The sequence below is a fragment of the Ruminococcus albus AD2013 genome (genome assembly GCF_000526775.1).
Taxonomy (GTDB): Bacteria; Bacillota; Clostridia; order Oscillospirales; family Ruminococcaceae; genus Hominimerdicola; species Hominimerdicola alba_A.
Map to the genome: position 1 here is coordinate 3,438,013 of NZ_JAGS01000001.1, position 24,624 is coordinate 3,462,636.

Sequence of the window (24,624 nt, forward strand, 5' to 3'; positions counted from 1 at the left end):
AAACGTATGATATAGATAAGGAGGTTATACTATGTCGTTATTTTCAATACTGGCAGCTGCGGCTATCCTCGTACTTTTCACGCTGTCCGCGATGCTTAACAAAGGCAGGGCGAGGAAGACAGCACTGATAGTCAACTGCGTACTTTTACTGCTTGCAGCGGGCTGCGGCACAGGGTTCTTTATCGATAACGAAAATGTCAGAAAAGCCGAAGATGGTCAGGATATATACGGATATTTCTTCAATGAAGTGTATTACAGCGAAGAAGCGGACGGCTGCTACATATTCAGCAAGCCCGAGATAATGTCACCGCCGTCAATGTACGCCGCAAAGACCGATAAGCTGGAACTGCCCGCGATATCAAAGATATATACCCCCGTAAGGTTCTATATGGAGGACGGTGCTTTTCTGGACAGCGGCAGTATAACTGTCGGGGGCGAAAACGGCGGCAGATTCAGTGAGATAAACTACAGTGAGATAATAAGGATAACACCCGACCCCTCATGGGCGCTGATACTGACCGCACTTGCTTCGACGGTGATAATGGCGGCATTCAGCATCGTGATGGTGATAAGGGGCATCATAAAAAGATAACAGCGGCGCTTTATGTGCCGTTTCATAAAGCGGACTTATATTGAACGCCATTGAAATTGATGCTTTGCGAACTTCGCAAAAGCATATATCATACTTTTACCCGTTCTCAGAGTGCAGTTTCCAATGTCATTTACTATACTTCCGTAAAAAACGAATAGGAGTTGGATAATATGAAATATTACATCGGTATCGACCTGGGAGGAACCAACATCAAAGCAGGTGTTGTAAGCGAAGATTTTGAGATAGTTGCAAAGACAAGCTGCAAGACCAACCTTCCCAGACCCGGCGAGGAGATATGCGCTGATATGGCTAAGGTAGCCCTTGAAGCTGTCAAGGAAGCAGGACTTACCCTTGACGATATCGAAGCTGTGGGCATCGGTACCCCCGGCACTGCAAACTCGGAGACAGGCGTTATCGAGTATTCAAACAACCTCGGTTTCCTGAATTTCCCTGTTGTTGAGCTTATGAAGACACATATCGACAAGCCTTGCTATGTTGAGAACGACGCTAATGCCGCAGCATACGGCGAATTCGTTGCAGGTGCTGCAAAGGGCGCAAACGATGCTGTCTGCATCACCCTCGGCACAGGCGTGGGCGGCGGTATAATCATAAACAAGAAGATATACTCGGGCTTCAACTTTGCGGGTGCTGAGATAGGACATACCGTTATCAATGTTGACGGTCCCCAGTGTACCTGCGGAAGAAGAGGCTGTTTTGAGGTATATTCCTCTGCTACGGGTCTTATCCGCATGACTAACGAAGCCATCGCAAAGCACCCCGAGAGCATACTTAAAGAAGAAGCTGATGACCACGGCAAGGTTTCCGCGAGAACAGCTTTCAATGCCATGAGAAGAGGTGACGCTGCCGCTAAGCAGGTAGTTGATGATTACATCAGATATCTCGCCTGCGGTATCGCAAACACAATAAATATCTTCCAGCCCGATATCCTCTGCATAGGCGGCGGTGTGTGCAACGAGGGCGACCCTCTGCTGCTGCCCCTCAAGGAACTGGTAGCTAAGGAAGTATACACCAGAAATTCCGAGAAGAACACAGAGATAGTTATTGCCAAGCTGGGCAACGATGCAGGCATAATCGGTGCTGCGTTCCTGGGTCTGAACAAATAATACTCCACTATGGCAAGAATGACCTGCAGGTGCGGTGAGCACCTCTCGAACTCGCAGTCACCCAATGATATCGAACTGACAGTATACACTGACAGAGAATGGGACGAAATGTTCTCGGGTATAGATACTATCCCGCCATATGAGATACCTCTGCCGAAATACAGCGTGTGGAGATCTCCGAAGTGCGCTAGGGTCTATGTTTTCAATGACAGCGACCCCGTGCCTGTTATGGTGTATGCTTTGGAGAAATAACAAAAATATACATTATACCGGGAGGCTTTTAAATGAGTATTAAGGATAAACTCGCCGCAGCTGCGGGAAACGCAAAGGAATTTGTCGAGAGCGGCAAACTCCGCGAGGGCTTCGATAAGACAGTTGCCCCCGTGCGCGAATATGTACAGAGCGGCAGGATGCACGACGATGCCAGCAGAGCTGTCAAAAGCACCAAGGAATTCATAGGCAGCGGTAAGCTTGGCGAAGAAGCAGGAAAAGCTGTCACTAAGACCAAGGAATTCGTGACCAGCGGTAAGATACAGGACAAGGCGAGCGCAGCTGTCAAGGGCGCTAAGGAGTATGTCGGCAGCGGCAAGCTGAAAAGCGATGCCGCAAGGACTATGGACAGCGTCAAGAGCGTTTTCACGGGTGAAGATGCCGTGGCACGCCGCAAAGCCGAAGAAAAGGGCAGACCCGAGGGCGAGATAGTAGATGTCGAGTCCGTGTCGGAAGTCCCCGAGGAGGATGAGGATAATAAAAATGAATAAAATTTATCCGATCGGACTGATAGCATATGAAGCTTAAACTCAATAAACTGCACTATATTGGTCTGGCATTATCAGCTGCCGGTATCATCGTGCTTATAGTCGGTCTGGTGATATTTTTCAAATCTCTAAATATCCGTGACCTCTCGAAGCTGAAATTTGATGATATCAAAAGCGGCACGTATGTCAAGGGAAAGATCTCCACTGTGGTAAAAGGCAGCTATCCTGTCGATGAAAACAATTATAAATCCGAACCATACGAACTGTATGTTACAGATTCGGAGGAGATAAACGAGGGTGCATACAAGTCATATTTTCTGATGGAACTGGAAAACGATCCGGGAAAATTTGTATGCGTGGTAATAGATCAGTATTATGATACCGATCTGTACAATCAGATATTTTCGGAAAACAGAGAGGTAGAGAATATCAGCTACGATGTGGAAGGCATAATCACCTCCAGCAAAGCTGATAAAAAGCTTATCAAAGACAAAGTGGAGAATTGGAAAGACAATTATACCGATCTCTATTACAACTCAAAATACATATTGGATATGAAACCCGATTCTGTATCCGATTGCTGTATCAAACTAAGACCGATGGGCACACGGAAATTCTGGTGGCTGTATTCAATACCTTTCCTGTTTGCGGGCATATCGGTGTTCATACTGGGCGGCAGACCCTATGAACGTATAAAATAGTCAAAATAGTCACCCGAGGGTGAAAAAAATATAATAAAGAAGGTAATCAGAATGTCAAACAATTATTTTTGCGAGGGCGTAGAGAAGGCACCTCAGAGATCGCTGTTCAATGCGCTGGGATTCACAAAAGAGGAAATGGAGAGACCTCTGGTAGGTATCGTTTCTTCCTACAACGAGATAGTTCCCGGTCATATGAACATCGACAAGATCGTTGAAGCAGTAAAGATGGGCGTCGCTATGGCAGGCGGCACTCCTGTAATGTTCCCCGCTATCGCAGTATGCGATGGTATCGCTATGGGACATCAGGGCATGAAGTATTCTCTGGTAACAAGAGACCTCATCGCTGATTCCACCGAATGTATGGCACTGGCACACCACTTTGACGCTCTTGTTATGATACCCAACTGTGACAAGAACGTTCCCGGTCTGCTGATGGCAGCTGCAAGAGTGAACGTTCCTACTATATTCGTTTCGGGCGGCCCCATGCTGGCAGGCCGTGTAAAGGGCAGCAAGACTTCCCTTTCAAGTATGTTTGAAGCAGTAGGCTCCTACAATGCAGGCAAGATGACCCTTGAAGACGTTCAGGAATTCGAGGACAAGGCTTGTCCTTCCTGCGGTTCATGTTCGGGTATGTACACCGCAAACTCCATGAACTGCCTGACAGAAGTTCTGGGTATGGGTCTGAGAGGAAACGGCACTATCCCCGCAGCTTATTCTGCAAGACTGAAGCTGGCTAAGCAGGCTGGTATGCAGGTAATGGAACTGCTGAAGAAGAATATCCGTCCCCGCGATATCATGACTGAGGACGCTTTCAAGAACGCTATCGCCGCTGATATGGCACTGGGCTGTTCCACAAACTCCATGCTCCACCTGCCCGCTATCGCTCATGAGTGCGGCATCGACCTCGACCTCGAGCTGGTAAACGAGATATCCGAAAGGACACCTAACATCTGCCACCTTGCACCCGCAGGTCACGCTTATATGGAAGACCTCAACGAAGCAGGCGGCGTTTACGCTGTACTGGGCGAGCTGGCTAAGAAGGACCTCATAAACACCGACTGCCTCACCTGCACAGGCAAGACCGTCAAGGAGAACATCACAGGCGTTGCAAACAAGGATACCAACATCATCAGACCTATCGATGATCCTTATATGCCCAACGGCGGCATCGCTGTGCTGAGAGGTAATCTGGCACCCGATACCTGCGTTGTAAAGAGATCCGCTGTTGCTCCCGAAATGCTCAAGCACGAAGGTCCCGCAAGAGTATTCGACAGCGAGGACGAAGCTATCGAAGCTATCCGCGGCGGTAAGATCGTTCCCGGTGACGTTGTTGTCATCAGATACGAAGGCCCAAAGGGCGGCCCTGGCATGAGAGAGATGCTCAACCCCACCTCCGCTATACAGGGCATGGGTCTGGGCTCAACAGTTGCACTTATCACCGACGGACGTTTCAGCGGCGCTACAAGAGGTGCAGCTATCGGACACGTTTCTCCCGAAGCTGCTCTGGGCGGAAACATCGCACTGGTCGAGGAAGGCGATATCATCGCGATAGATATCAACGCTCACAAGATCGAACTTAAAGTAAGCGATGAAGTTCTTGCCGAAAGAAGAAAGAACTGGACTCCCAGAGAGCCCAAGATCAAGACAGGTTATCTTGCACGTTATGCTTCGCTGGTAACATCAGCCAACAGAGGCGCAGTGCTGGAAATAAAGTAATACCATAACACACCGAACGGAGGAAATCAACATGAAAAAGGCAGTTTCAGGCATACTTGGCGTACTGTTTGTACTTATAGTGATATGCGGCGTTTTTGTATGCTCATACGTATTCAACGAACCCAAGCATGATAAAGGCACTGAATCCAGACAGCTGATACTCGGTTACTGGACAGATGAAGATGATGATATGAGATTCTATTTCGATCAGTCAGGCGAATTCAGGATCGTCAAGGCAAGCGACGAAGATCACATCTACGCAGAGGGCTGGTTCAAGGTAAATGAGAAGGCAGGCAAGATCAAGCTGATGCTCAACCCCAAAGGTGAAAGAGATACTTCCTATGATATGGGCGAAAAGCTGAAGCTGTTCTCCGAGATCACTTACAGAAAACTGAAAGCAGACGAACCTCATTCCGACAAGGGCTGGACTTTCCTTTCGGACAGAGAGCGTAAAGAGATCATGGAAGCTGAAGCTACCTGCACATTCGTTATGTCCAACTCCGAAGAAAATGTTTATAACTGCGAAAGAACAAGAACTATCAAGGAGTTCAACGGCGATGCAAAGGCTGACAATCGTATAAAAGACGCAGCTAACAAGTAATTCCATGGAGCTTCTGATAAAAAATGTCAGAGCCTGCGATCCTCAGAGCGGGCTGGACAAGATCACGGATATAGCAGTCGATGGCGGTGTAATAACCGCCATTGGCGTAATTACAGATATTGAGGACGATACAAGGGTCATCGACGGCAAGGGCAGACTCTGCGCTGTGCCGGGACTTTTCGATATGCACGTGCATTTCCGCGACCCCGGACTTACCTACAAGGAGGATATCCTTACAGGTGCAAACGCCGCTAAGGCAGGCGGTTTCACAGGCGTTGCGTGTATGCCCAACACCAAGCCCCCTATCGATTCACCCGAGGGCATACGTTATGTTTTCGATAAGGCAAAAAAGACCGGTATCGACGTTATCCCCTATGCCTGCGTCACCAAGGGCATGAAGGGCGAAGAGCTCTGCGATTATGACGAGCTCAAAAAGGCAGGCATCACCGCCATATCAGACGACGGCAGACCTGTAGAGAATGCCGAGCTTATGAGAAAAGCACTGGAGCTTTCAAACGATAACGGTCTGATAATAACCTCTCACTGCGAAGACCTTAACATAATAAACGGCGGTATCATCAACAAGGGCGAGGTCTCCGAAAAACTGGGCGTAAAGGGCATGGACAGAGCCAGCGAGGACAGCATCACCGCAAGAGAGATAACCCTTGCCATGAGCTGTGATGCAAGGATACATATATGCCACGTATCCACATGGGGCTCTGTGAATATCATCAGGGCGGCAAAGCGCGACGGCGTAAAAGTCACCTGCGAAACTGCCCCCCACTATTTCACATACACCGATGAAAAGCTTCTCACCCGCGATGCTGACTACCGTATGTCTCCCCCGCTGAGGACAGAAAAGGACAGACAGGCAGTTGAGGAAGCCCTGCTTGACGGTACTATCGACTGCATCATAACCGACCACGCACCCCATTCCGCCGAGGAAAAGGCTGACTTTGAAAAAGCTCCCAACGGTGTTGTAGGTCTTGAAACCTCACTGGCTGTAACACTGACTCAGCTTTACCACACAGGCAAGATGAGCCTTTCAAAGCTTGCCGAGGTAATGAGCATAAATCCCAGAAAGATACTGGGGCTCGAACCCATAAAGATAGCCGTGGGCGAAAGATGCGACCTCTGCATATTCGACCCCGATTTTGAGTGGGAAGTCATTCCCGAAGAACTGAATTCAAAGAGCAAGAACACGGTGTTCAAGGGCGAAAAGCTCAAAGGCAGGAATATGTACACCATCTGCCGCGGCAAGGTGGTATTCAGCCTTTAAGGGGTGATACAATGCTCAGAAAAACATCAGATAATATCATCAGCGAGTACGGCTGTGAGCGCAAGGCCACGACCATCAGGCTGTACTCCTCCGACGATGAACTTGTATGCATCGAACTGACCCCCGCCTTTATCACAGAGGACGGCAATATCTTCTGGGACAGGTACGACAGCCTTACGGTGTACAGAACGGACTGCGAAAAGTTTCTTATACCGATATTTGATGAGATATTCCCCGTAAAAGACCCCGACCCGAACAACAGCTGGGGTATGCAGGATAATTTCGACCCCTGTTCCCTCAACTGGTTCGGCAGAGAGGACTGGCTGAAGATCGCAGAACTACTGCGTAAACGCTGTGCCGATAGAAAAAGTGATGAACGTGACTTCTGCCTTGAAGCCGCGGGATTTATCGAAAGGACTGCGGATATCAGCGGGATATTCTGCATTGAGGGAAATCTGTAAGTGAAATTTCGTCACTTATGCCGACCATAGAACGACCGTCTGAAAGAGGTGCTGTGATGAATGTATACCTTACAAGAATAGAGGAAGTAAACGGCATTACGATGGTAACTGCCGAAAACGACCTCGGAAATGTCCACGGTGTATGGCACTATGATAAAGCACCTGTAAAGGGTGGCAAGTACATGGTCGAGTTCAATTTTAATAATAATGAACCGATAGACGGCAGTACCGTTGAAGTGCTAAAAAACGGCTGTGAAAATATTTCCACCGACGGAAAGGTGAATGTATTCACTGCCGAGACAGAGGATATCGATGAGATATACTATCTGAGATTATCAGCTGACGGACTTTCAATGCTGGATATAAAAGACCCGCCTGCGATAAACATCGGAGACTTTCTGAGGTTCACGGTGGAATGCGTAAAGACGGGGATATATCCCTATTATGAGATCTGACAAGGTTTCGGGGGCTGATGCCCCTTTTTAGAAATGGAGGAAAAATAAATGTCAATGGACAGACTTATTGAAAACATAGTAAAAACACAGAACCCTTCGGTTGTGGGACTTGACCCTAAGCTGGAGTACGTTCCCGAATTCATAAAGGAAAAGAAATTCAAGAAGTACGACCGCACACTTAAAGCTGCGGCTAAGGCTATACTTGAATTCAATAAGTGCATCATCGATGAGATACACGATATCTGCCCCGCTATCAAGCCCCAGGCAGCTTACTACGAAATGTACGGCTATGAGGGCGTAAAGACCCTCTACAAGACCATCCAGTACGCCAAGGAAAAAGGTATGTTCGTTATGACCGACGGCAAGCGTAACGATATCGGCGCTACTATGGAAGCTTATGCGGCTGCACATCTGGGTCTTACCGATGTTGGCGGCGAAAAGATCGAAGCTTTCGGTGCAGATGCCCTGACAGTAAACGGCTACCTCGGTTCTGACGGAATCAATCCTCTGCTGGAACAGTGCAAGCTTTACGACAAGGGCATTTTTGTGCTGGTAAAGACTTCCAATAAGTCCTCAGGCGAACTTCAGGATCTGAAGATCGGCGACAAGACCGTTTACGCTACTATGGGCGATATGTGCGAAAAATGGGGCAGTGAAGTCATGGGCAAGTACGGTTACAGCGGCGTGGGCGCAGTTGTGGGCGCAACTTATCCCGAACAGCTGGCTGAAATGAGAGCTGCACTGCCTCACACATTCTTCCTGGTACCCGGCTACGGCGCACAGGGCGGCGGCGCTGAGGGCGTAAGCAAGGGCTTCGACAAGAACGGTCTGGGCGCAATAGTCAACTCTTCCCGCGGCGTTATGTGCGCTTACAAGAAAGAGGAGTGCGACGAGCAGGATTTCGCAAAGGCGGCAAGAAGAGAAGTTATCCGCATGAAAGAGGATATAATCTCCTACCTGCCCAGAATAGCTTTCCCTGACTGATATGGCAGGACTTGCAGATTCGGGGCTTCACGACTATGAGCTGATAAAGCTTTCTGCGGACTATACCCGCGGAGAAGTCAGCCTTGAACTGAAAGACCCCGTGGGAAAGCCCGAAAACCTCATGATAGGCGGTTTGCTGTCGGTGGAAATGACACGCACTCAGCCCTGGGGCGAGGGCTCTTACATAGTATCCTCAGACTTGACAGACTGTGAAAGCGGTTCAAAACTCGCCGAGATACAGCTGAACTCAGGCGACGAGATACGGATAGAATACAAAGGATAAAATATGGCGCTCCTGATAAGCGGGGGCGCCGCTTTTTAAGGTGAGGATATGAGCGATATAATAAGCAAAGAATTCGCAGAGCTCACTCCGTACGAGCTCCACGCGATACTGAAAGCAAGGTGTGATGTATTCGTGGTAGAGCAAAACTGCGCCTACACGGATATCGACGGTATAGACCCTATATGCAGACACCTTTTCACGCTGAATGACAAGGGCGAATGTACATCATGCCTGAGATTGTTCGTCAAGCCCGACGAGCCTCACACTGTACAGATTGGGCGTGTTGTCACCACCGAGCGCGGCACAGGTCTTGGGGGCAGGCTTCTGCACGAGGGAGTAAAGCAGGCACGGATGTATAATGGAGCGGAAGAGCTTTATCTTGAAGCGCAGGTATACGCCATCGGGTTTTATGCCAAAGAAGGATTTGAAGTCTGCTCGGAGGAATTTCTTGAAGACGGAATACCCCATGTAAAAATGCGCAGGAAGATAACGTAGCTGTACTGAAATAAGTATGCCAAGGAGGAGAGCTTTGGCTCAAGCCTTTCGCGAAAGGCTTGCGAGGAGTTTGAGGGGCGGAGTCCCTCAATCACCAAGGCAAGGAACCAAAATGCAAAGCGAACTATAAGAGCGAAACAGACTTCCGCCCCCAAAAAAGGCGCGGCAATAAAAGCATCGAGCGTGGACAACACAACCGTCCACGCTCTTTCTGCGTCCGTATAATTATTGCCGCGCCCGCCGTCAAACAGCGACAGCCACAGCCGACGCAGTCGCTGTTCTTTGACGGCTCGCCCCGAACGAAGAGAGGGGCGAAAACTTACAAACCAATGTCCCGAAATCAACCCATCGACCAGCCCAACAAAACACCGTCCCCAAATTATAATCCAGCTATCTGTTATATGGACTTCAAGAGTGCGGCACTCTTGTCCCAAGTACTGCGGTATCAGGTCGCCCCTGACGGGTCGAGAAATCAACGAGCTATCGCCGTTGATTTCTGGCGTGGCAATATCTCCGCACATAGTAAGAGCGTGGACATAAAATTTGTCCACGCTCTGAGTTCCTTTATTGCCGCGCCTTTTTGACAGGGCGGGTAGTTTGCTGTGCTATTTATAGCTTTATTGCCGCGTCGCTTTTTCGCCTTGACCGAGAGGCTCTGCCTCTCGTGCTCTCCGCAAGCCTGCTAGCGCGAGGCTTGACCGCGCGCTTTGCCTCTTTGGCATACTTACCAAGCTACGTTATCTTCCTGCCAACAATTATGAATTGTGAATTATGAATTATGAATTACTCAAATTCCTCTACATCAAGGTCCGGTGGGGCATCTATGTCCTTGCCTACATAGCCGCCGTTCTTACGCCGCTGTTTTACACATTCCGTCAGAAGATACTCTATCTGCCCGTTTACAGACCGGAAATCGTCTTCTGCCCATGATGCTATATCGTTGTACAGCTTCTCGGAAAGTCTCAGCGGTATCTGCTTCTTTGCTGCCATATCAGTACAGGCTGCCCGAATTTACTACGGGCTGTGCATCGTGATTGCCGCAGAGTACTACCAGCAGATTCGATACCATAGCTGCCTTGCGCTCGTCGTCAAGTTCAACTACGTTCTTTTCGCTGAGCTGTTCAAGTGCCATCTCAACCATGCCTACTGCACCGTCTACTATCAGCTTTCTTGCGTCAACGACTGCGCTTGCCTGCTGTCTCTGGAGCATTGCAGCTGCGATCTCGGGCGCATAGGCAAGGTATGTGATTCTCGCCTCGATGATCTCGATGCCTGCATTCTTTACTTTTTCCTGTATCTCGTCACGGATACGCTGTGCAACTATCTCGGAAGATCCTCTCAGGCTGCCTTCATCGGCTACGCCGTCGCCTGTGGTATCAACATTGGGTGCTACATCATAAGGATAGAGCCTTACGATATTTCTCAGTGCGGTATCACACTGGAGAGAGAGGTACTCCTTGTAGTTATCAACCTCGAATACTGCCTTTGCGGTGTCAACAACTCTCCAGATAACTGCTATGCCTATCTCGATGGGGTTGCCGAGGCAGTCGTTGATCTTCTGCTTGTTGTTATCGAGGGTCATCATTTTCAGGGAGATCCTCTTGTCGATCTTAACATAGCCTGTTGCGGGGTTTACAGCGCCCTGTCCGCCTGCTGTGGTGGAAGTCTTTGCGCTGTCGCTCTTTACATCGCCGCTCTGGCGGAGTTTTGTGTTTGCTGCGGGGTTAACTGCTGTGCAGAAGGGGTTTACCCAGTAGAATCCGTCGCCCTTGAGTGTGCCCTTGTATTTGCCGAAGAGTGTCAGTACCAGTGCTTCCTGCGGACGAAGAACTTTAAGTCCCATAAAGCCTATCCAGCCGAATGTGATCCATATTCCCGAAATAATGCCTATCAGGAGACCTGCGCCGCCGCCGACAGCGGGTGAAGCAGGTATGCCGAGGAAAGCTGCTATATAAAGTAGGATGAAAAGCATCATCATTGCCATGCCGTTCTTCTTTGTTGATAAAATTTTCTCTGTCATAGTGATCGTCTCCTTATTATGTGTTTTTGTTTTGGTCGTTCTGCTTTGCTGATGGTATACATCGGTATCGTCGGAAAATAAGCTTATTTCTCTTTTTCATCGTTATCCTCCCTGGTCGTATGCGGTCGTCAGAAAGTCCGCAGATTGCGGTTTGATTTTCTTTTGATTGTTTTTTATCTCTTTCTGATATCAAAATAATATCACATTTATCTCAAAATGTCAATATTATTTACCTCCGCTTTGTAGGTATAAATAAAAACGAAGTTCTAAAAATCGACACCGATATACATTTTTCACATAAACAGGTGTTAAATTTTCAGACAGCTGTCAAAATATTTTCATAAAAACTATTGAATTACACATCAAAGTGTGGTATAATTACAAAAAATTAAACGGATACCCCTCACGATTTTGAGACACCTTTATAAATGGAGTGATATGTTATGACAAGACCATATACCCTTTTTTGTGATTCAACTTGTGACCTGCCTGAAGAAAGGCTGCTGAAAATGGATTGCAGGATAATCCCCCTGACCTTTGAGATAGACGGCAAGCCTTATACAACTGCTGATATCTCGATGCAGGAGTTTTACAGACGTATGCGCGAGGACGCTTCCACCAAAACTTCTCAGATATCCGTGGGGGTATGCCAGGACGCTTTTGAGGAAGAGCTGAAACAGGGCAGGGATATACTGTATCTCACTTTTTCTTCGGGGCTGAGCGGTACATATAACAGTGCGCTCATTGCTAAGGATAATCTTGCGGAGCAGTATCCCGATGCAAAGATAGTTATAGTCGATTCGCTGAGTGCATCATCGGGTGAAGGACTTCTGCTGATTTATGCGGATATGAAAAAGCGTGAGGGTATGGATATCGACCAGCTTGCAAGCTGGATTGAGGTCAACCGTTATCATATCTGCCATGTATTCACGGTAGATGACCTTAAATATCTGTTCCGCGGCGGAAGAGTATCAAGGGCATCGGCGATAGCGGGAACGGTGCTGGGCATAAAGCCTGTACTTTCCGTTGATAATGACGGACATCTTATCCCGCAGGATAAAGTCCGCGGCAGGAAGCAGTCAATAAACAAGCTGGGGCAGATGATAAAAGAGCGCATGGGCAACTGTCTGAATCAGATAGTCACTATAAGTCACGGCGACTGTATAGAGGATGCAAAGTATGCTGAAAAGATGCTGAAAGAGATATTCGGCGAGGATACGGAGGTCGTTATATCGTATACGGGACCTGTTATCGGTGCGCATTCGGGGCCTGGCACACTGGCGCTGTTTTTCTGGGGAGATTATCGGTGATCAATTCATAATTGTTGGCAGGAAGATAACGTAGCTGTACTGAAATAAGAATGCCAAGGAGAAGAGCTTTTGGTCAAGCTTTTCGCGAAAAGCTTGCGGGAGTTTGAGGGCAGAGCCCTCAACTCAAGGCGCAAAAGCGATGCGGTAACAAAGCTGTAAATAGCACAGCAAACTACCCGCCCTGTCAAAAAGGCGCGGCAATAAAGAAACTCAGAGCGTGGACAATCAAATGTCCACGCTCAAACTATTTGCGTAAATTATTGCCGCGCCCGAAATCAACGGCGAGAGCTCGTTGATTTCTCGACCCGTCAGGGGCGACCTGATACCGCAGTACTCGGGATATAACGACCGCACTCTTGAAGTCCATATAACAGATAACTGGATTTTAATTTTGGGACGGTGTTTTGTTGTGCTAGTCGATGGTTTTGTTTTTGGGCATTGGTTTGTGAGTTTTTGCCCCTCTCTTCGTTCGGGGCGAGCCGTCAAAGACGCTGTCGCTGTTTGACGGCGGGCGCGGCAATTATTTTACGGACGCAGAAAGAGCGTGGACATTGATTCTGTCCACGCTCGGGATTTTGATTATTGCCGCGCCTGTTTGGTCGGGAGTTTGCTGTGCTATTTATTGCTTTGTTATCGCTTTGGTTTTGCGCCTTGATGCGAGGGCTCTGCCCTCGCGCTCCCGCAAGCCTGCTAGCGCGAGGCTTGACCGCGCGCTTTGTCTCTTTGGCATTCTTACCCAACTTAGTGGTTGCCCTGCCAACAATTATGAATTATGAATTATGAATTGTGAATTAAAAAGCTTTGCTTACACCCTACGTTTGAAATCCTCATACCCGAAACGCTTAATGCTTTCGGTAGTACCATCAAGCTTTTCAAGGTATATCTCGGGCAGGGGCATACCATTGAAAGTGTTGTTCTTGCACATGGAGTATATCGCCATATCGCAGAAAACCAATCTGTCACCTGCTTTCAGCGGTTCGTCAAAAGCATAGTCGCCAATGATATCACCCGCCAGACAGGTAGGTCCTCCAAGGCGATATACGTGCTTTTTCTCGCCTGCCTTGCCCGCGCCTATTATCTCGGGACGATAGGGCATTTCCAGTACATCGGGCATATGGCAAGCCGCCGAGGTATCAACTATCGCAAATTCAATTCCGTTTTTGCCGATGTCCAGAACTTCCGTCACAAGCCAGCCCGCATTCAGCGCACAGGCTTCTCCCGGTTCAAGGTATACCTGAACGCCGTACTTCTGCTGTATACTATCCACCGTTCTGCAAAGCAGGTCAACATCATAGCCTGCTTTTGTTATGTGATGTCCGCCGCCGAGGTTCACCCATTTCATCTGCTTTATGTATCCGCCGAAATGTTTCTCGATATGGGGTACTGTCCTTGCAAGAACGTCCGCGCCCTGTTCGCACATGGTGTGGAAGTGAAGTCCCTCGATGCCGTCAAGTTCGCCGCTCTCGAAATTTTCGGGGGCAACACCCAGTCTTGAACCTGTAAAGCATGGGTTATAGATGTCGGTGTCTATCTCCGAATACAGAGGGTTGCACCTTATGCCGCAGGATACTTTTCTTCCGCTGTTTTTAACAGTGCCGCGGTGAAGTTTCCACTGGGAAAAGCTGTTGAAGATGATATCATCGCATATCTTCAGCAGTTCAGCCATATCCTCTTTTTTGTATGCGGGGCTGAATACGTGGGTCTCGCCGCCGAATTCCTCATGCCCCAGTTTTGCTTCATACAGACCGCTGGCAGTGGTGCCGTCGATATAGGGGCGCATCATGGGGTAAGCGGCGTACATTGAAAAAGCCTTCTGGGCAAGAAGTATCTTGCAGCCCGTCCTTTTGCGGACGGACAGCAGTATCTCCATATTATGTTTGAGCGCCTTTTCGCTGACAAGATAGCAGGGCGTTCTCAGCGAATATATATCGCTTTCAAAAGGGAAGTTCATAGCCCCTCCTTACCACGGCTTTACAGTGCCGACTATCTCCGAGATGTTGTTTATGCCCTTATCCTCGCAGAATTTCTGCAAACCGTCTATTATCTTGACGGGTGCAAAGGGGTCGTTGAATATAGCCGCGCCTACCTGTACAAGGCTTGCGCCCGCCATCATTATCTCAACTGCGTCCTCCCAAGTGGAAACGCCGCCCATTCCGCATACGGGGATATTTACGGCATTTGCAACCTGCCATACCATTCTCACAGCCACAGGGAATACCGCAGGACCAGAAAGTCCGCCAACGTTGTTTTTGAGTATGGGTCTGCCTGTGTTGATATCTATCCTCATGCCGAGAAGTGTGTTTATCAGCGATACAGCGTCAGCGCCGTTTGCTTCAACGCTTTTTGCGATATCAACTATGCTTGTAACGTTAGGGGAAAGCTTAACCATAACGGGCTTGTCCGAATTGTCCTTGACAGCCTTTGTTACCGCACCTGCGATATTGCAGTCGGTACCGAAAGCCGCACCGCCCTGCTTAACGTTGGGGCAGGAGATATTCAGTTCTATCATATCGATATCACTGCCTTTGAGTTTAGCCGCCAGTTCGGCACATTCCTCAATGGTAGAACCTGCTATATTAGCGATTATGCGAGTATCCTTAGTTACAAGATTGGGCAGTTCGTAGCTGAGGAACTTATCAACACCGCCGTTCTGCAGACCAACGGAGTTCAGCATACCCGAGGGAGTCTCAGCAACTCTCGGTGCGGGATTGCCCTCTCTTCTGTGCAGTGTGGTACCCTTTACGGAGATACCGCCCAGGGTCGAAAGGGGATAAAGACACTCATACTCTCTGCCGTAGCCGTATGTACCGCTTGCGGGTACTATCGGGTTTTTGAAATCAACACCGCAGAAATTCACATTCAGTCTGTTCATTCAAAAACCACCTCCTTGCTGTCAAATACAGGGCCGTCCTTGCATACGTGGGAATGTATCTCCTTGCCGTCCTTAACTGTACGGCAGGCGCATACCAGACAGGCACCAACGCCGCAGGCCATTCTCTGTTCGAGAGATACCTGACATTCGATACCGTTTTTCTCAGCGATATCAGCTATCCTTTTCAGCATGACCATAGGTCCGCAGGCAACGATGATATCGGGTTTATCCTTAGCTATCTGCTCTTCAAGTGCATCAGTGACGAAGCCCTTTCTGCCTGCTGAACCGTCATCGGTGCAGAGTATTGTCTCTACTCCCGCAGCCTTGAAATCTTCCTGTAAGATAACAGCAGCCATATTCCTGAAACCGCTTATAGCCACGGCATTTGCACCGTAAGCCTTAGCTATGCCAACCATCGGGGGGACACCTATGCCGCCGCCGACGCAGATGGCTTTCTTGCCTTCAAGCACCTTGAATCCCTTGCCAAGGGGTGCGATAATATCTATCAGCTGACCCTTGTTGAGTTCAGCCAGCTTCTCGGTACCCTTGCCGCGTATCTCGAACACAAGGCGGATAGTGCCCTTGTCCTTGTCTATATCACAGATAGATATAGGTCTGCGCAGGAAAAATCCCTCCGCAGCCACCTGTGCGAACTGTCCTGCTTCGGCAAGTTCAGCCACATCGGGGCACAGCACCTCGATATCGAAAATGCCTTTAGCCAAGGTCTTTTTCGATACTATCTGATATTTACCCTGTTTGTACATCATATCAACTCCAGTTATAATTTTAGGTATTTTCCATTTCCCATGATTCATCAATACTCTTAAATATTATATCCTATAACAGCCCCCGTGTCAAGCATTGAGGGGGATAACTTGGCAGGGCAACCACGAAGTTGGGTAAGTATGCCAAAGAGGAGAGCTTTTGGTCAAGCTTTTCGCGAAAAGCTTGCGGGAGCGCGAGGGCAGAGCCCTCGCATCAAGGCGCAAACGCGACGCGGCAACAAAGCCATAAATAGTACAGCAAACTTCCGACCCAAAAGGCGCGGCAATAAAGGAACTCAGAGCGTGGATAAATATTATGTTCACGCTCAAACTATTCGCGTAAAATTATTGCCGCGCCCGAAATCAACGGCGATAGCTCGTTGATTTCTCGACCCGTCAGGGGCGACCTGATACCGCTGTACTCGGGACAAGAGTGCCGCACTCTTGAAGTCCATATAACAGATAACTGGATTATAATTTGGGGACGGTGTTTTGTTGGGCTAGTCGATTGTTTTGTTTTTGGGCATTGGTTTGTGAGTTTTCGCCCCTCTCTTCGTTCGGGGCGAGCCGTCAAAGAACAGCGATTGCGTCGGCTGTGGCTGTCGCTGTTTGACGGCGGGCGCAGCAATTATTTTACGGACGCAGAAAGAGCGTGGACGGTTGTGTTGTCCACGCTCTGAGTTTTTATTGCCGCGCCTGTTTGGTCGGGAGATTGTTTCGCTTTTAAAGCTTGCTTTGCATTTTGGTTCCTTGCCTTGGTGATTGAGGGACTCCGCCCCTCAAACTCCTCGCAAGCCTTTCGCGAAAGGCTTGAGCCAAAGCTCAATTCGCGGCTTAGTCTGTTTAGTGCTCTCATTTTATGCCGCGAAATCCGCCAACGTTGACTGAGTCGAACGTATCCGGCGTTAGGACATTTTCACGAAAAGCTTGACCAAAAGCTCTCCCCTTGGCATTCCCCGAAAGTTCGTCGCTTATGTTGACAATCCCGATTCTATATGCTATATTTGGTGTGATAGGGGAGGCAGAAAAATGGCAAAAGTAATTTCATTGTGCGGGCTTGTATGTACGGGAAAATCCACCTATGCAAAAAAGCTGTGCAGAGACAGAAAAGCGGCTCTGCTTTCGGTGGACGAGATAACGCTGGCACTGTTTCCCGATGGTGCGGGGGATATGCTGGATACATACGTTGAAAGAACGGAAAAACTTGTATTCGCAAAGGCTTGTGAGTATGCGGAAGTCGGTATCGACAGCGTGCTGGATATCGGCTTATGGACAAAGCGTGAGCGTGATGAAGCGCGGGAGTATTTCGCACAGAAAGGTGTTGTATTCGAGATACACTACATCACCGTTCCGCGTGAGGAATGGCTCAGACGGATAGAAAAGCGAAATTCCGCTGTAATGGCAGGGGAATATTCCGCTTATTATGTTGATGAGGGGCTTGCAGAGAAATGTCTGGGAGCTTTTGAAGAGCCGCAGGCTGACGAAGAGGTATATACAGTAAATGATTATCGGATATAGGAGGAAATATGGATATAATTTTTGATATCGGCAAGGTGCTGATAGATTTTGACTTTGAGGAATTTGTCGGGAGGTACGTCGATGCCGACAAAGCCCTCCGCGTAACTAAGGCGATGTGGGGAAATCCCGATTGGATCGAACTTGACAGGGGAGTGCTGCCTGTTGAGAAAGTGCTGCAAAAATTCATAGCGCAAGCCCCCGATTGCGAGCGGGAGATACGCCGCGTATTTTCGCAGCTTGGCAATATACCGCAGCTGAAAGAGACTACCGTGCCCATGATAAGAGAGCTTAAAAAGCGGGGACACAGGGTGTTCTTCCTCTCAAACTTTTTTGAGTTCCTGCTTCATGCAGCCCCTGATGTTATGAGCTTCACGCGGGAGACTGACGGAGGTATCTTCTCATGCAACGAGAAGATAGTCAAGCCCGACCCTGCCATATATGAGCTTATCTGCGAGAGATACGGCATTGAAAAGGAAAACGCCGTTTTCATAGATGACAGCCCGAAGAACGTCAAAGGGGCTGAAAAGGTGGGCATAAGGGCGATACTCTACACAGGGCAGACTCCTGATGAACTGTTCGGACAGATAGGGGTATAGGGCGGAAAGTCTGTGTAAAATCAGCAATAATCGGTCAGAACAGTGTGAGATATGTCTTGCAAAAAAGGCGTGTTAATGGTACAATATCCTTAAAATTAACTGCACAAGGAGCTGACAATATGTTAAGGATAGCTAATACAGAAAACGGAAAAGTTCGCGGTATACCCGCAGCCGATCCGAGGATAACAGCATTTAAAGGCGTACCATTTGCAGCACCTCCCGTGGGGGATAACCGATGGAGAGCACCTCAGCCCTGTGAAAACTGGGAGGGCACCCGCGATTGCTTTGAGTTTGCGCCTATATCGGTGCAGGATACTCCGGGTATCGGTGATGATATCTACTGCCGCGAGTGGCACGTTGATCCCGATATACCCATGGGCGAGGACTGCCTTTATCTTAATATATGGACGAATGCGAAAAAAGGCGACGAGAAGATGCCTGTTGTTGTATGGTACTTCGGCGGTGCATTTCAGTGGGGCTATACTGCTGAGATGGAGTTTGACGGCGAAAGGCTGGCAAGGCGCGGCATAGTCGTTGTTACGGTAAATTACAGGCTGGGAGCGCTGGGATTTCTGGCACACCCTCAGCTTACGGCTGAACAGCCCGATGCGCCCTGCAATTTCGGAAGTCTCGATCAGCAGGCGGGACTAAGATGGGTGCGCAGGAATATCGCTAATTTCGGCGGAGACCCCGACAATATCACCATTGCGGGACAGTCCGCAGGCGGCGGAAGTGTACTGTCGCAGATGTCCTGCAAGGGCAATGCGGGAGATTTCAAAAAGGCTGTTGTAATGAGCGGTATGTTCAACAACCCCTATGTGAGAAACGAATTCTTTATACCCCGTACTCTTGAAGACGCAGAAAAGCTGGGTGTAAAGCTGTTCGATGAACTGGGTGTCAAGACCCTTGAAGAGGCGAGAAAGCTGGATGCGCAGTTTATACGCCGCACTTACAGTGATCGGATGATCAATAGGGGCGTGATGTTCACCATAGTAAATGACGGACTTTTCTGCACAGGCGACCCGCTGGACGCTTTCTGTGACGGCACCCGCAACCGTGTGCCTGTTATGGCGGGCAATACGGGTGATGAGTTCTTTGAGTACATACGCGCCGAGAACGATGAACAGTTCAGGGAATTGGCGGCGAAGTATTTCGGTGATAAGGTCGATGAGTTCCTTTCACACCCCGAAGCAAATATACACACCGATGAGGGCTATGCCCCCGTATCAGCCCCCGAGATAGGTGTAAAGACTGCATTCCTCGGTGAAAACAGGCTGGCTGACCCGAAGCCCTGCTACTATTACCGCTTTGTTCCCGATATCCCCGGTGACGATCACCCCGGTACTTTCCATTCCGTTGACCTCTGGTTCTTCTTTGAGACACTGGCTAAGGATAACAGACCCTTTGAGGGCAGACACTACGATCTCGCAAGGCAGATGTGCGATTACTGGGCTAATTTCATAAAGACGGGCGACCCCAACGGATATGACATCAACGGAAACAAACTTCCCGAATGGAGACCTTATACCGATGCCGACCGCGCCGAGATGGAGTTCACTCCCGATGGTGCTGTGGCAGGTGTTGAAAACAGTTCATTTACAAGATTTTTGCTTGACCATGTAAAATGAAGGAGGATATAATATGAGCAAAAAACAGGCATTTAACCCGTATCTTCCCAGCTGGGAGTATATACCCGACGGAGAACCCTATGTTTTCGGTGACAGGGTATATGTATACGGTTCACACGATCTCTGGAACGGTCATGTATTCTGCTTGGGGGACTACGTTTGCTGGTCAGCACCTGTGAACGACCTTGGCAACTGGAGATATGAGGGCGTTATCTACCCCCGCAACGCCGACCCTCTCAACAAGGACGGTCATATGTGCCTTTATGCCCCAGATGTTACGGTGGGTCCCGACGGCAGATACTATTTATATTATGTGCTTGACAAGGTAGGCGTTATGTCCGTGGCAGTATGTGATGAACCTGCGGGCAAGTACGAATTCTACGGATATGTGCATTATAAAGATGGTACTCGCCTGGGTGAACGCGAGGGCGATGAACCCCAGTTTGACCCCGGTGTTATCACTGAGGGCGATGTTACCTATATGTACAGCGGTTTCTGTGGTATAGGCGACAAGTCACGCACGGGCGCAAAGGTAGTTACTCTTGACAAGGATATGCTGACAGTCCTCACCGAACCGAAGCTTATCGCCCCGGGAAGCTGTTACAGCGCAGGTACACAGTGGGAAGGACACGCATTCTTTGAAGCATCTTCCATACGCAAGGTAAACGGCAAGTACTATTTTGTATACTCATCTGAAGTTATGCATGAACTGTGCTACGCAGTCAGCGACAGCCCTATGGAGGGATTCAGGTACGGCGGAGTTCTGGTCAGCAATACCGACCTGCATATAGATACCTACAAGCCTGCCGATATGCCCACCTGCCGCGGCGCAAACAATCACGGCAGTATCATCGAGATAAACGGTGAGTGGTATATCTTCTATCACAGACATACCAACGGCACATGGTTCTCGCGTCAGGGCTGTGCCGAGAAGCTGACACTGAAAGAAGACGGCAGTTTCCCGCAGGTGGAGATCACCTCATGCGGACTCAACGGAGGACCTCTGGAGGGCAAGGGTGAGTATCCCGCATATATCGCCTGCAACCTGTTCACCGAGAAGAAAGAACTCTACATCGGCGACCTGAACTCTCCCCGCATAGTGCAGGACGGCAGGGACGGCGATGAGGAGATAGGCTATATCGCAAATATCTGCGACGGCACCAACATCGGCTTCAAGTATTTCGACTGCAAGGGCATTAAGCATATAAGCATAGCTACCCGTGCATACGGCGACGGAACATTCCAGATAAAGACCGCATGGGACGGTGAAGTGCTGGGCGAGATAAATGTAGTAGGAAACAATGTGTGGACTGCATCGGGCACAGATGTCAGCATACCTGACGGCGTAAATGCCATCTGGCTGACCTACAAGGGCGGCGGCACCCCTCAGCTGAAGTCCATAACGCTGGAATAAGCCTTTATATTGTATGATCAACGCCCTAAGAAAATACGGGTGGTACTGATACAGAAGTTTTAAGCCATAGTATTTCTGACTTAAAGTCAGAAGTGCTGTGGCGTTTTTGTTGACTGTTATTTATAACTGTGCTATAATTGATATTAAGACAAAAATCGGGATTTAGAGGTGAAAAGACATGAAAAACTGGAACGATCAAGCGGAACGTATCATGACTGAACGATTTGTAAAAGATACAGTTATTTCATTAGCAACTGTCGAAAATGGAATTCCTTATGTCAGATATGTGAATGCATATTATGAAAACCACTGCTTTTATACGATCACCTATGCTCTTTCCAATAAAATCAGGCAGATCGAAAAAAATCCCGTTATAGCTATTGCAGGCGAATGGTTTACTGCTCACGGACAGGGCACCGATCTTGGCTTTTTCGGAAAAGAAGAAAACATTGAAATTGCCGCAAAACTGAAAACAGCTTTTGCAGCGTGGATAGATATGGGCACAATGATCTTAATGACCGAAACACAGTGATATTATGTGTAGAATTAACAGATGCTGTGTTATTGTCCCACGGAACAAGGTATGAGCTTAATTGACATATTCTGATCTGTCTTAGCAGCTATGAAATGTACAATGCCCCGAAGCACATTCAAATGCTTCGGGGTAAAACTTCTATATGATATCCGTGGGCGTTTTGTAACTTACTGAAACTTTTTTGCGGGCAGATACGTCTATAAATACGAGAGGACAAATCCCACGCGGAACAACTGCAAAAAAATTTTTTTAGAGTGAAACTATTTTACAGGTCGGTTCGTCTATTATTACGAGAGGGCAAAAGACCCGCACCCGCATCTGAAAAAAATTTTTCAGGATCGAAACTTTTTTGCGGAGTGCATCGTCAATTATAGCGAGAGGGCAAAGTCCTCAAAGAAAGGAGGAGGTGAGAGCCGTGAGCGAGGAAAACGTCAGGGAACGCTTTGAGATGATATACAGCAAGACCTATGACTACATATATAAATACCTTATCATCAAGGCGGACTCGCGGGAAACTGCCGAGGATATCCTGCAAAGCGTCTATCTCAGGCTTTACAAGCATATGCTTGCGGGTGAAAAGATACTCGACCCGAAACATTATCTTCTGCGCAGCGCAAAGCATGGACTGACAGATCATTTCAGAGCTAAAAGGATCACAGACAGCATTGATGACGGTATCGAGATAATCGACGAAAAAGCGCTGGACAGTCTGGAAAACGATGACGGCTTTACGTATGAAGAGATACTTCAATGCCTGAAAGAATCGGACGAAGTTACTTACAGGATATTCCTTTTGCACTTCGGTCACGACTACACCATTGAGAAGACAGCAAAAACGCTTGGGCTTGCGGAGTCTACGGTGAAATCAAAAATGTACCGTGCACTGAAAAAGCTCAGAAAACAGATGAAGGAGGGTGAGAGATATGCGGTTTTCGGAAGGAATAAAGAGATATAATGAAGAAAACAAGATGAGGATATTCGATGAGATAATCGCAGCCGCAGAGAAAGACAACACGGCAGAATACTCTCACAATGACAACAAAACAGCTGTTACAGGACAGCAGAAAGCGGAGGACAATATTATGAGCAGTACAAACGAAAGAGCAAGGATACGCAGCAGCAAGGGCGGTATAGTAGCAGCAGCCTGTGCAGTACTGGTAGTTGGCGGAGGATTCTTCGCGGCAGGACGCATGAGCGACGGCGGCGATGTAAAAACGATCAGACCGGGTTCAGCTTATACCACAGATGCTGAGGACGAGGCTTCGGCAGACAGCACAGAGGGTTCGGAAGACCAGACAGCAGAGGATGATGCAAGCAGCGCAGAAACAGATATCTCCAAAGGCCATAAAGTCGATAACGTCAATTCAGAATCATGGCGCAGAGAGACAGACGAAGAGTCACAGAAACTCATTGACGCTTCCGACTTCATAGGCATGGTGCAGATAGTGAACATTCAGAAAGAGACAATAGACGGTGATGAATATACTGATTATTTATGCTCGCTTATAGATGATGAAGGTCATACAGGATTAGTTTTCAAGTACACGGGAGACGATGAGATACCTACAAGATTCAGCATAATGGAGAAAACTCAGGCCGAGGAACTGCTGGCTAAGGGAGATAAGATACTTGTATATGCAAAGAAAGGTGTACAAAGCACATCCGGCGGATATTCATTTGAACTCACTGATGACCTTACAGTGTTCAGATGGAACAATCAGGCTCACAGATATTTGAATGTATACCGTCCCGGTGACATCGGCGATCTTATCAACGGTCTGTATGAGAGCGGCCTCGAGACTTACTATACGGATATACTGTTCTGGATGTGCGGTGATAATGATTTTGATGCGGCTAAAAACTGGTGTGAATACTACGGTCTGCCCTTTAACGTAAGTACTGAATCGGGACATGATTCTCCCGAGGGAACTCTGATAGGCATGACATGGCCCAACGATGCAGGTGAAGGTGTTGATCCCAATGGTATCACCGTCAGGGTAAGCGATGGTCTCAGCTACACAGGCGAAAATGATAAAGTCGAAGAAGAACAGAAAGCCACCGAACTCAACGTAAGGGATAAGGGCACTACTATCAAAGAATTTGCAGACTATGACATGGAACTGGGCGGTCTGTACTACGAAGAGGAGGATAACACCTACGGCGTGGTTATAGACGTTACCAGAAAGGACGGCAGTGCATTCTCACACGATGAATGGGTAAATAATCACATGGATCTGGTTTACGGTGATGTACAGCCAATAATGGAACTGACAGAGTCTTACATGATGGAATCGGGTCTCAGCTGGCTGACAGAGGACGACAAGACCATGCGAGTTGCCTGCGTATTCCATGCTGATAAGCTTCTTTCGGAAGTAAACAAGGATTTACCCGTTACATTGCAGGTAAATACCGTAAGAAGAGAAAACGGAGAAGAGGAAGAAGGACTTTTCGAGGTGAAATTCAATATTGATATAACCGATGTCAAGTGATCTTTTCGGTTATCCTTCCCACGCCGCAG

General features: G+C 48.3%; 26 protein-coding genes. 21 read left to right on the forward strand and 5 right to left on the reverse strand.

Annotated features, from left to right (window positions below; genetic code table 11):
• The first annotated feature begins 31 nt into the window (after positions 1-31).
• From N773_RS0115545 to N773_RS0115605, 13 genes are all read left to right on the forward strand, one after another.
• On the forward strand, positions 32-592 hold the full coding sequence (locus N773_RS0115545) for a hypothetical protein (RefSeq protein ID WP_024858655.1): 561 nt from the start codon (positions 32-34) through the stop codon (positions 590-592).
• A 170-nt stretch (positions 593-762) separates the two neighbouring features.
• Positions 763-1,716 (forward strand): ROK family protein, encoded by a 954-nt coding sequence (locus tag N773_RS0115550; RefSeq protein WP_024858656.1) that lies wholly within the window; start codon positions 763-765, stop codon positions 1,714-1,716.
• Positions 1,717-1,725: 9 nt separating this feature from the next.
• Positions 1,726-1,968, forward strand: coding sequence for a hypothetical protein (locus N773_RS0115555; protein WP_024858657.1), 243 nt, complete (start codon positions 1,726-1,728; stop codon positions 1,966-1,968).
• A 32-nt stretch (positions 1,969-2,000) separates the two neighbouring features.
• The gene (locus N773_RS0115560; protein WP_024858658.1) at positions 2,001-2,477 is read left to right on the forward strand and encodes a hypothetical protein; all 477 of its coding nucleotides are present in this window, start codon (positions 2,001-2,003) and stop codon (positions 2,475-2,477) included.
• 26 nt (positions 2,478-2,503) lie between these two features.
• A complete protein-coding gene (locus N773_RS0115565; RefSeq protein WP_024858659.1) occupies positions 2,504-3,175 on the forward strand; it encodes a hypothetical protein in 672 nt (223 codons plus the stop codon).
• 51 nt (positions 3,176-3,226) lie between these two features.
• A complete protein-coding gene (gene ilvD, locus N773_RS0115570) occupies positions 3,227-4,891 on the forward strand; it encodes a dihydroxy-acid dehydratase (RefSeq protein ID WP_024858660.1) in 1,665 nt (554 codons plus the stop codon).
• Between the two features lie 31 nt (positions 4,892-4,922).
• Positions 4,923-5,492, forward strand: coding sequence for a hypothetical protein (locus N773_RS0115575; protein WP_024858661.1), 570 nt, complete (start codon positions 4,923-4,925; stop codon positions 5,490-5,492).
• A gap of 4 nt (positions 5,493-5,496) precedes the next feature.
• On the forward strand, positions 5,497-6,771 hold the full coding sequence (locus N773_RS0115580; protein WP_024858662.1) for a dihydroorotase: 1,275 nt from the start codon (positions 5,497-5,499) through the stop codon (positions 6,769-6,771).
• 11 nt (positions 6,772-6,782) lie between these two features.
• Positions 6,783-7,232: a hypothetical protein gene (locus N773_RS0115585; protein ID WP_024858663.1), complete on the forward strand. Its 450-nt coding sequence runs from the start codon at positions 6,783-6,785 to the stop codon at positions 7,230-7,232.
• Positions 7,233-7,288: 56 nt separating this feature from the next.
• A complete protein-coding gene (locus tag N773_RS0115590) occupies positions 7,289-7,687 on the forward strand; it encodes a hypothetical protein (protein ID WP_024858664.1) in 399 nt (132 codons plus the stop codon).
• A gap of 48 nt (positions 7,688-7,735) precedes the next feature.
• Positions 7,736-8,671, forward strand: coding sequence for an orotidine-5'-phosphate decarboxylase (pyrF, locus tag N773_RS0115595; protein WP_013499452.1), 936 nt, complete (start codon positions 7,736-7,738; stop codon positions 8,669-8,671).
• A 1-nt stretch (position 8,672) separates the two neighbouring features.
• Positions 8,673-8,954 (forward strand): hypothetical protein, encoded by a 282-nt coding sequence (locus tag N773_RS0115600; protein WP_024858665.1) that lies wholly within the window; start codon positions 8,673-8,675, stop codon positions 8,952-8,954.
• A 48-nt stretch (positions 8,955-9,002) separates the two neighbouring features.
• Positions 9,003-9,449, forward strand: coding sequence for a GNAT family N-acetyltransferase (locus N773_RS0115605; RefSeq protein ID WP_024858666.1), 447 nt, complete (start codon positions 9,003-9,005; stop codon positions 9,447-9,449).
• 783 nt (positions 9,450-10,232) lie between these two features.
• Here N773_RS0115605 and N773_RS0115610 read toward each other — a convergent pair.
• Both N773_RS0115610 and N773_RS0115615 read right to left on the reverse strand, forming a co-directional pair.
• Positions 10,233-10,439, reverse strand: a complete 207-nt coding sequence (locus N773_RS0115610; RefSeq protein ID WP_024858667.1) for a PTS ascorbate transporter subunit IIC — start codon at positions 10,437-10,439, stop codon at positions 10,233-10,235.
• Position 10,440: 1 nt separating this feature from the next.
• Complete coding sequence (locus N773_RS0115615) at positions 10,441-11,469, reverse strand: SPFH domain-containing protein (RefSeq protein ID WP_024858668.1); 1,029 nt, start codon at positions 11,467-11,469, stop codon at positions 10,441-10,443.
• Positions 11,470-11,912: 443 nt separating this feature from the next.
• Between N773_RS0115615 and N773_RS0115620 the strand changes: the two genes are divergently transcribed.
• Positions 11,913-12,779, forward strand: a complete 867-nt coding sequence (locus N773_RS0115620) for a DegV family protein (protein WP_024858669.1) — start codon at positions 11,913-11,915, stop codon at positions 12,777-12,779.
• 805 nt (positions 12,780-13,584) lie between these two features.
• Here the strand turns inward: N773_RS0115620 and nspC are convergent.
• Genes nspC through N773_RS0115640 form a run of 3 tightly spaced genes read right to left on the reverse strand, consistent with a single transcriptional unit; the run spans position 13,585 to position 16,418 of the window.
• Positions 13,585-14,730 carry a carboxynorspermidine decarboxylase gene (nspC, locus tag N773_RS0115630; RefSeq protein WP_024858670.1) on the reverse strand — a complete coding sequence of 382 codons (1,146 nt, stop codon included), beginning with the start codon at positions 14,728-14,730 and terminating at the stop codon, positions 13,585-13,587.
• Between the two features lie 9 nt (positions 14,731-14,739).
• Entirely contained in the window at positions 14,740-15,651 is a 912-nt protein-coding gene (locus N773_RS0115635) for a dihydroorotate dehydrogenase (RefSeq protein ID WP_013499457.1), read from the reverse strand.
• Positions 15,648-16,418, reverse strand: a complete 771-nt coding sequence (locus tag N773_RS0115640) for a dihydroorotate dehydrogenase electron transfer subunit (protein ID WP_024858671.1) — start codon at positions 16,416-16,418, stop codon at positions 15,648-15,650. The genes N773_RS0115635 and N773_RS0115640 overlap by 4 nt, the downstream gene beginning before the upstream one ends.
• 1,026 nt (positions 16,419-17,444) lie before the next feature.
• Here N773_RS0115640 and N773_RS0115650 point away from each other — a divergent pair.
• The 7 genes from N773_RS0115650 to N773_RS0115680 all read left to right on the forward strand — a co-directional run bounded on the left by N773_RS0115650 (position 17,445) and on the right by N773_RS0115680 (position 24,595).
• Entirely contained in the window at positions 17,445-17,933 is a 489-nt protein-coding gene (locus N773_RS0115650) for an AAA family ATPase (RefSeq protein WP_024858673.1), read from the forward strand.
• An 8-nt stretch (positions 17,934-17,941) separates the two neighbouring features.
• Positions 17,942-18,529, forward strand: coding sequence for an HAD family hydrolase (locus N773_RS0115655; RefSeq protein WP_024858674.1), 588 nt, complete (start codon positions 17,942-17,944; stop codon positions 18,527-18,529).
• 119 nt (positions 18,530-18,648) lie between these two features.
• Positions 18,649-20,157, forward strand: coding sequence for a carboxylesterase/lipase family protein (locus N773_RS0115660; RefSeq protein ID WP_024858675.1), 1,509 nt, complete (start codon positions 18,649-18,651; stop codon positions 20,155-20,157).
• Positions 20,158-20,170: 13 nt separating this feature from the next.
• On the forward strand, positions 20,171-21,571 hold the full coding sequence (locus N773_RS0115665) for a family 43 glycosylhydrolase (protein WP_024858676.1): 1,401 nt from the start codon (positions 20,171-20,173) through the stop codon (positions 21,569-21,571).
• Positions 21,572-21,749: 178 nt separating this feature from the next.
• Positions 21,750-22,103 carry a pyridoxamine 5'-phosphate oxidase family protein gene (locus tag N773_RS20355; RefSeq protein WP_347495429.1) on the forward strand — a complete coding sequence of 118 codons (354 nt, stop codon included), beginning with the start codon at positions 21,750-21,752 and terminating at the stop codon, positions 22,101-22,103.
• Positions 22,104-22,521: 418 nt separating this feature from the next.
• Positions 22,522-23,061: an RNA polymerase sigma factor gene (locus N773_RS0115675; protein ID WP_024858677.1), complete on the forward strand. Its 540-nt coding sequence runs from the start codon at positions 22,522-22,524 to the stop codon at positions 23,059-23,061.
• Positions 23,030-24,595, forward strand: a complete 1,566-nt coding sequence (locus N773_RS0115680) for a hypothetical protein (protein WP_024858678.1) — start codon at positions 23,030-23,032, stop codon at positions 24,593-24,595. Before N773_RS0115675 ends, N773_RS0115680 begins: the two co-directional genes overlap by 32 nt.
• Positions 24,596-24,624: the final 29 nt, after the last annotated feature.

Excerpts from the sequence above, each read along its gene's own strand:
- pyrF (WP_013499452.1), top strand. The coding sequence starts at position 7,736 with ATGTCAATGGACAGACTTATTGAAAACATAGTAAAAACACAGAACCCT.
- N773_RS0115605 (WP_024858666.1), top strand. The coding sequence starts at position 9,003 with ATGAGCGATATAATAAGCAAAGAATTCGCAGAGCTCACTCCGTACGAG.
- N773_RS0115665 (WP_024858676.1), top strand. The coding sequence starts at position 20,171 with ATGAGCAAAAAACAGGCATTTAACCCGTATCTTCCCAGCTGGGAGTAT.
- N773_RS0115660 (WP_024858675.1), top strand. The coding sequence starts at position 18,649 with ATGTTAAGGATAGCTAATACAGAAAACGGAAAAGTTCGCGGTATACCC.
- ilvD (WP_024858660.1), top strand. The coding sequence starts at position 3,227 with ATGTCAAACAATTATTTTTGCGAGGGCGTAGAGAAGGCACCTCAGAGA.
- N773_RS0115560 (WP_024858658.1), top strand. The coding sequence starts at position 2,001 with ATGAGTATTAAGGATAAACTCGCCGCAGCTGCGGGAAACGCAAAGGAA.
- N773_RS0115650 (WP_024858673.1), top strand. The coding sequence starts at position 17,445 with ATGGCAAAAGTAATTTCATTGTGCGGGCTTGTATGTACGGGAAAATCC.
- N773_RS0115550 (WP_024858656.1), top strand. The coding sequence starts at position 763 with ATGAAATATTACATCGGTATCGACCTGGGAGGAACCAACATCAAAGCA.
- N773_RS0115545 (WP_024858655.1), top strand. The coding sequence starts at position 32 with ATGTCGTTATTTTCAATACTGGCAGCTGCGGCTATCCTCGTACTTTTC.
- N773_RS0115575 (WP_024858661.1), top strand. The coding sequence starts at position 4,923 with ATGAAAAAGGCAGTTTCAGGCATACTTGGCGTACTGTTTGTACTTATA.
- N773_RS0115590 (WP_024858664.1), top strand. The coding sequence starts at position 7,289 with ATGAATGTATACCTTACAAGAATAGAGGAAGTAAACGGCATTACGATG.
- N773_RS0115655 (WP_024858674.1), top strand. The coding sequence starts at position 17,942 with ATGGATATAATTTTTGATATCGGCAAGGTGCTGATAGATTTTGACTTT.
- N773_RS0115620 (WP_024858669.1), top strand. The coding sequence starts at position 11,913 with ATGACAAGACCATATACCCTTTTTTGTGATTCAACTTGTGACCTGCCT.
- N773_RS0115615 (WP_024858668.1), bottom strand. The coding sequence starts at position 11,469 with ATGACAGAGAAAATTTTATCAACAAAGAAGAACGGCATGGCAATGATG.
- N773_RS0115640 (WP_024858671.1), bottom strand. The coding sequence starts at position 16,418 with ATGATGTACAAACAGGGTAAATATCAGATAGTATCGAAAAAGACCTTG.
- N773_RS0115610 (WP_024858667.1), bottom strand. The coding sequence starts at position 10,439 with ATGGCAGCAAAGAAGCAGATACCGCTGAGACTTTCCGAGAAGCTGTAC.
- N773_RS0115580 (WP_024858662.1), top strand. The coding sequence starts at position 5,497 with ATGGAGCTTCTGATAAAAAATGTCAGAGCCTGCGATCCTCAGAGCGGG.
- N773_RS0115565 (WP_024858659.1), top strand. The coding sequence starts at position 2,504 with ATGAAGCTTAAACTCAATAAACTGCACTATATTGGTCTGGCATTATCA.
- N773_RS0115635 (WP_013499457.1), bottom strand. The coding sequence starts at position 15,651 with ATGAACAGACTGAATGTGAATTTCTGCGGTGTTGATTTCAAAAACCCG.
- N773_RS0115680 (WP_024858678.1), top strand. The coding sequence starts at position 23,030 with ATGCGGTTTTCGGAAGGAATAAAGAGATATAATGAAGAAAACAAGATG.
- N773_RS0115585 (WP_024858663.1), top strand. The coding sequence starts at position 6,783 with ATGCTCAGAAAAACATCAGATAATATCATCAGCGAGTACGGCTGTGAG.
- N773_RS0115555 (WP_024858657.1), top strand. The coding sequence starts at position 1,726 with ATGGCAAGAATGACCTGCAGGTGCGGTGAGCACCTCTCGAACTCGCAG.
- nspC (WP_024858670.1), bottom strand. The coding sequence starts at position 14,730 with ATGAACTTCCCTTTTGAAAGCGATATATATTCGCTGAGAACGCCCTGC.
- N773_RS0115600 (WP_024858665.1), top strand. The coding sequence starts at position 8,673 with ATGGCAGGACTTGCAGATTCGGGGCTTCACGACTATGAGCTGATAAAG.
- N773_RS20355 (WP_347495429.1), top strand. The coding sequence starts at position 21,750 with ATGAAAAACTGGAACGATCAAGCGGAACGTATCATGACTGAACGATTT.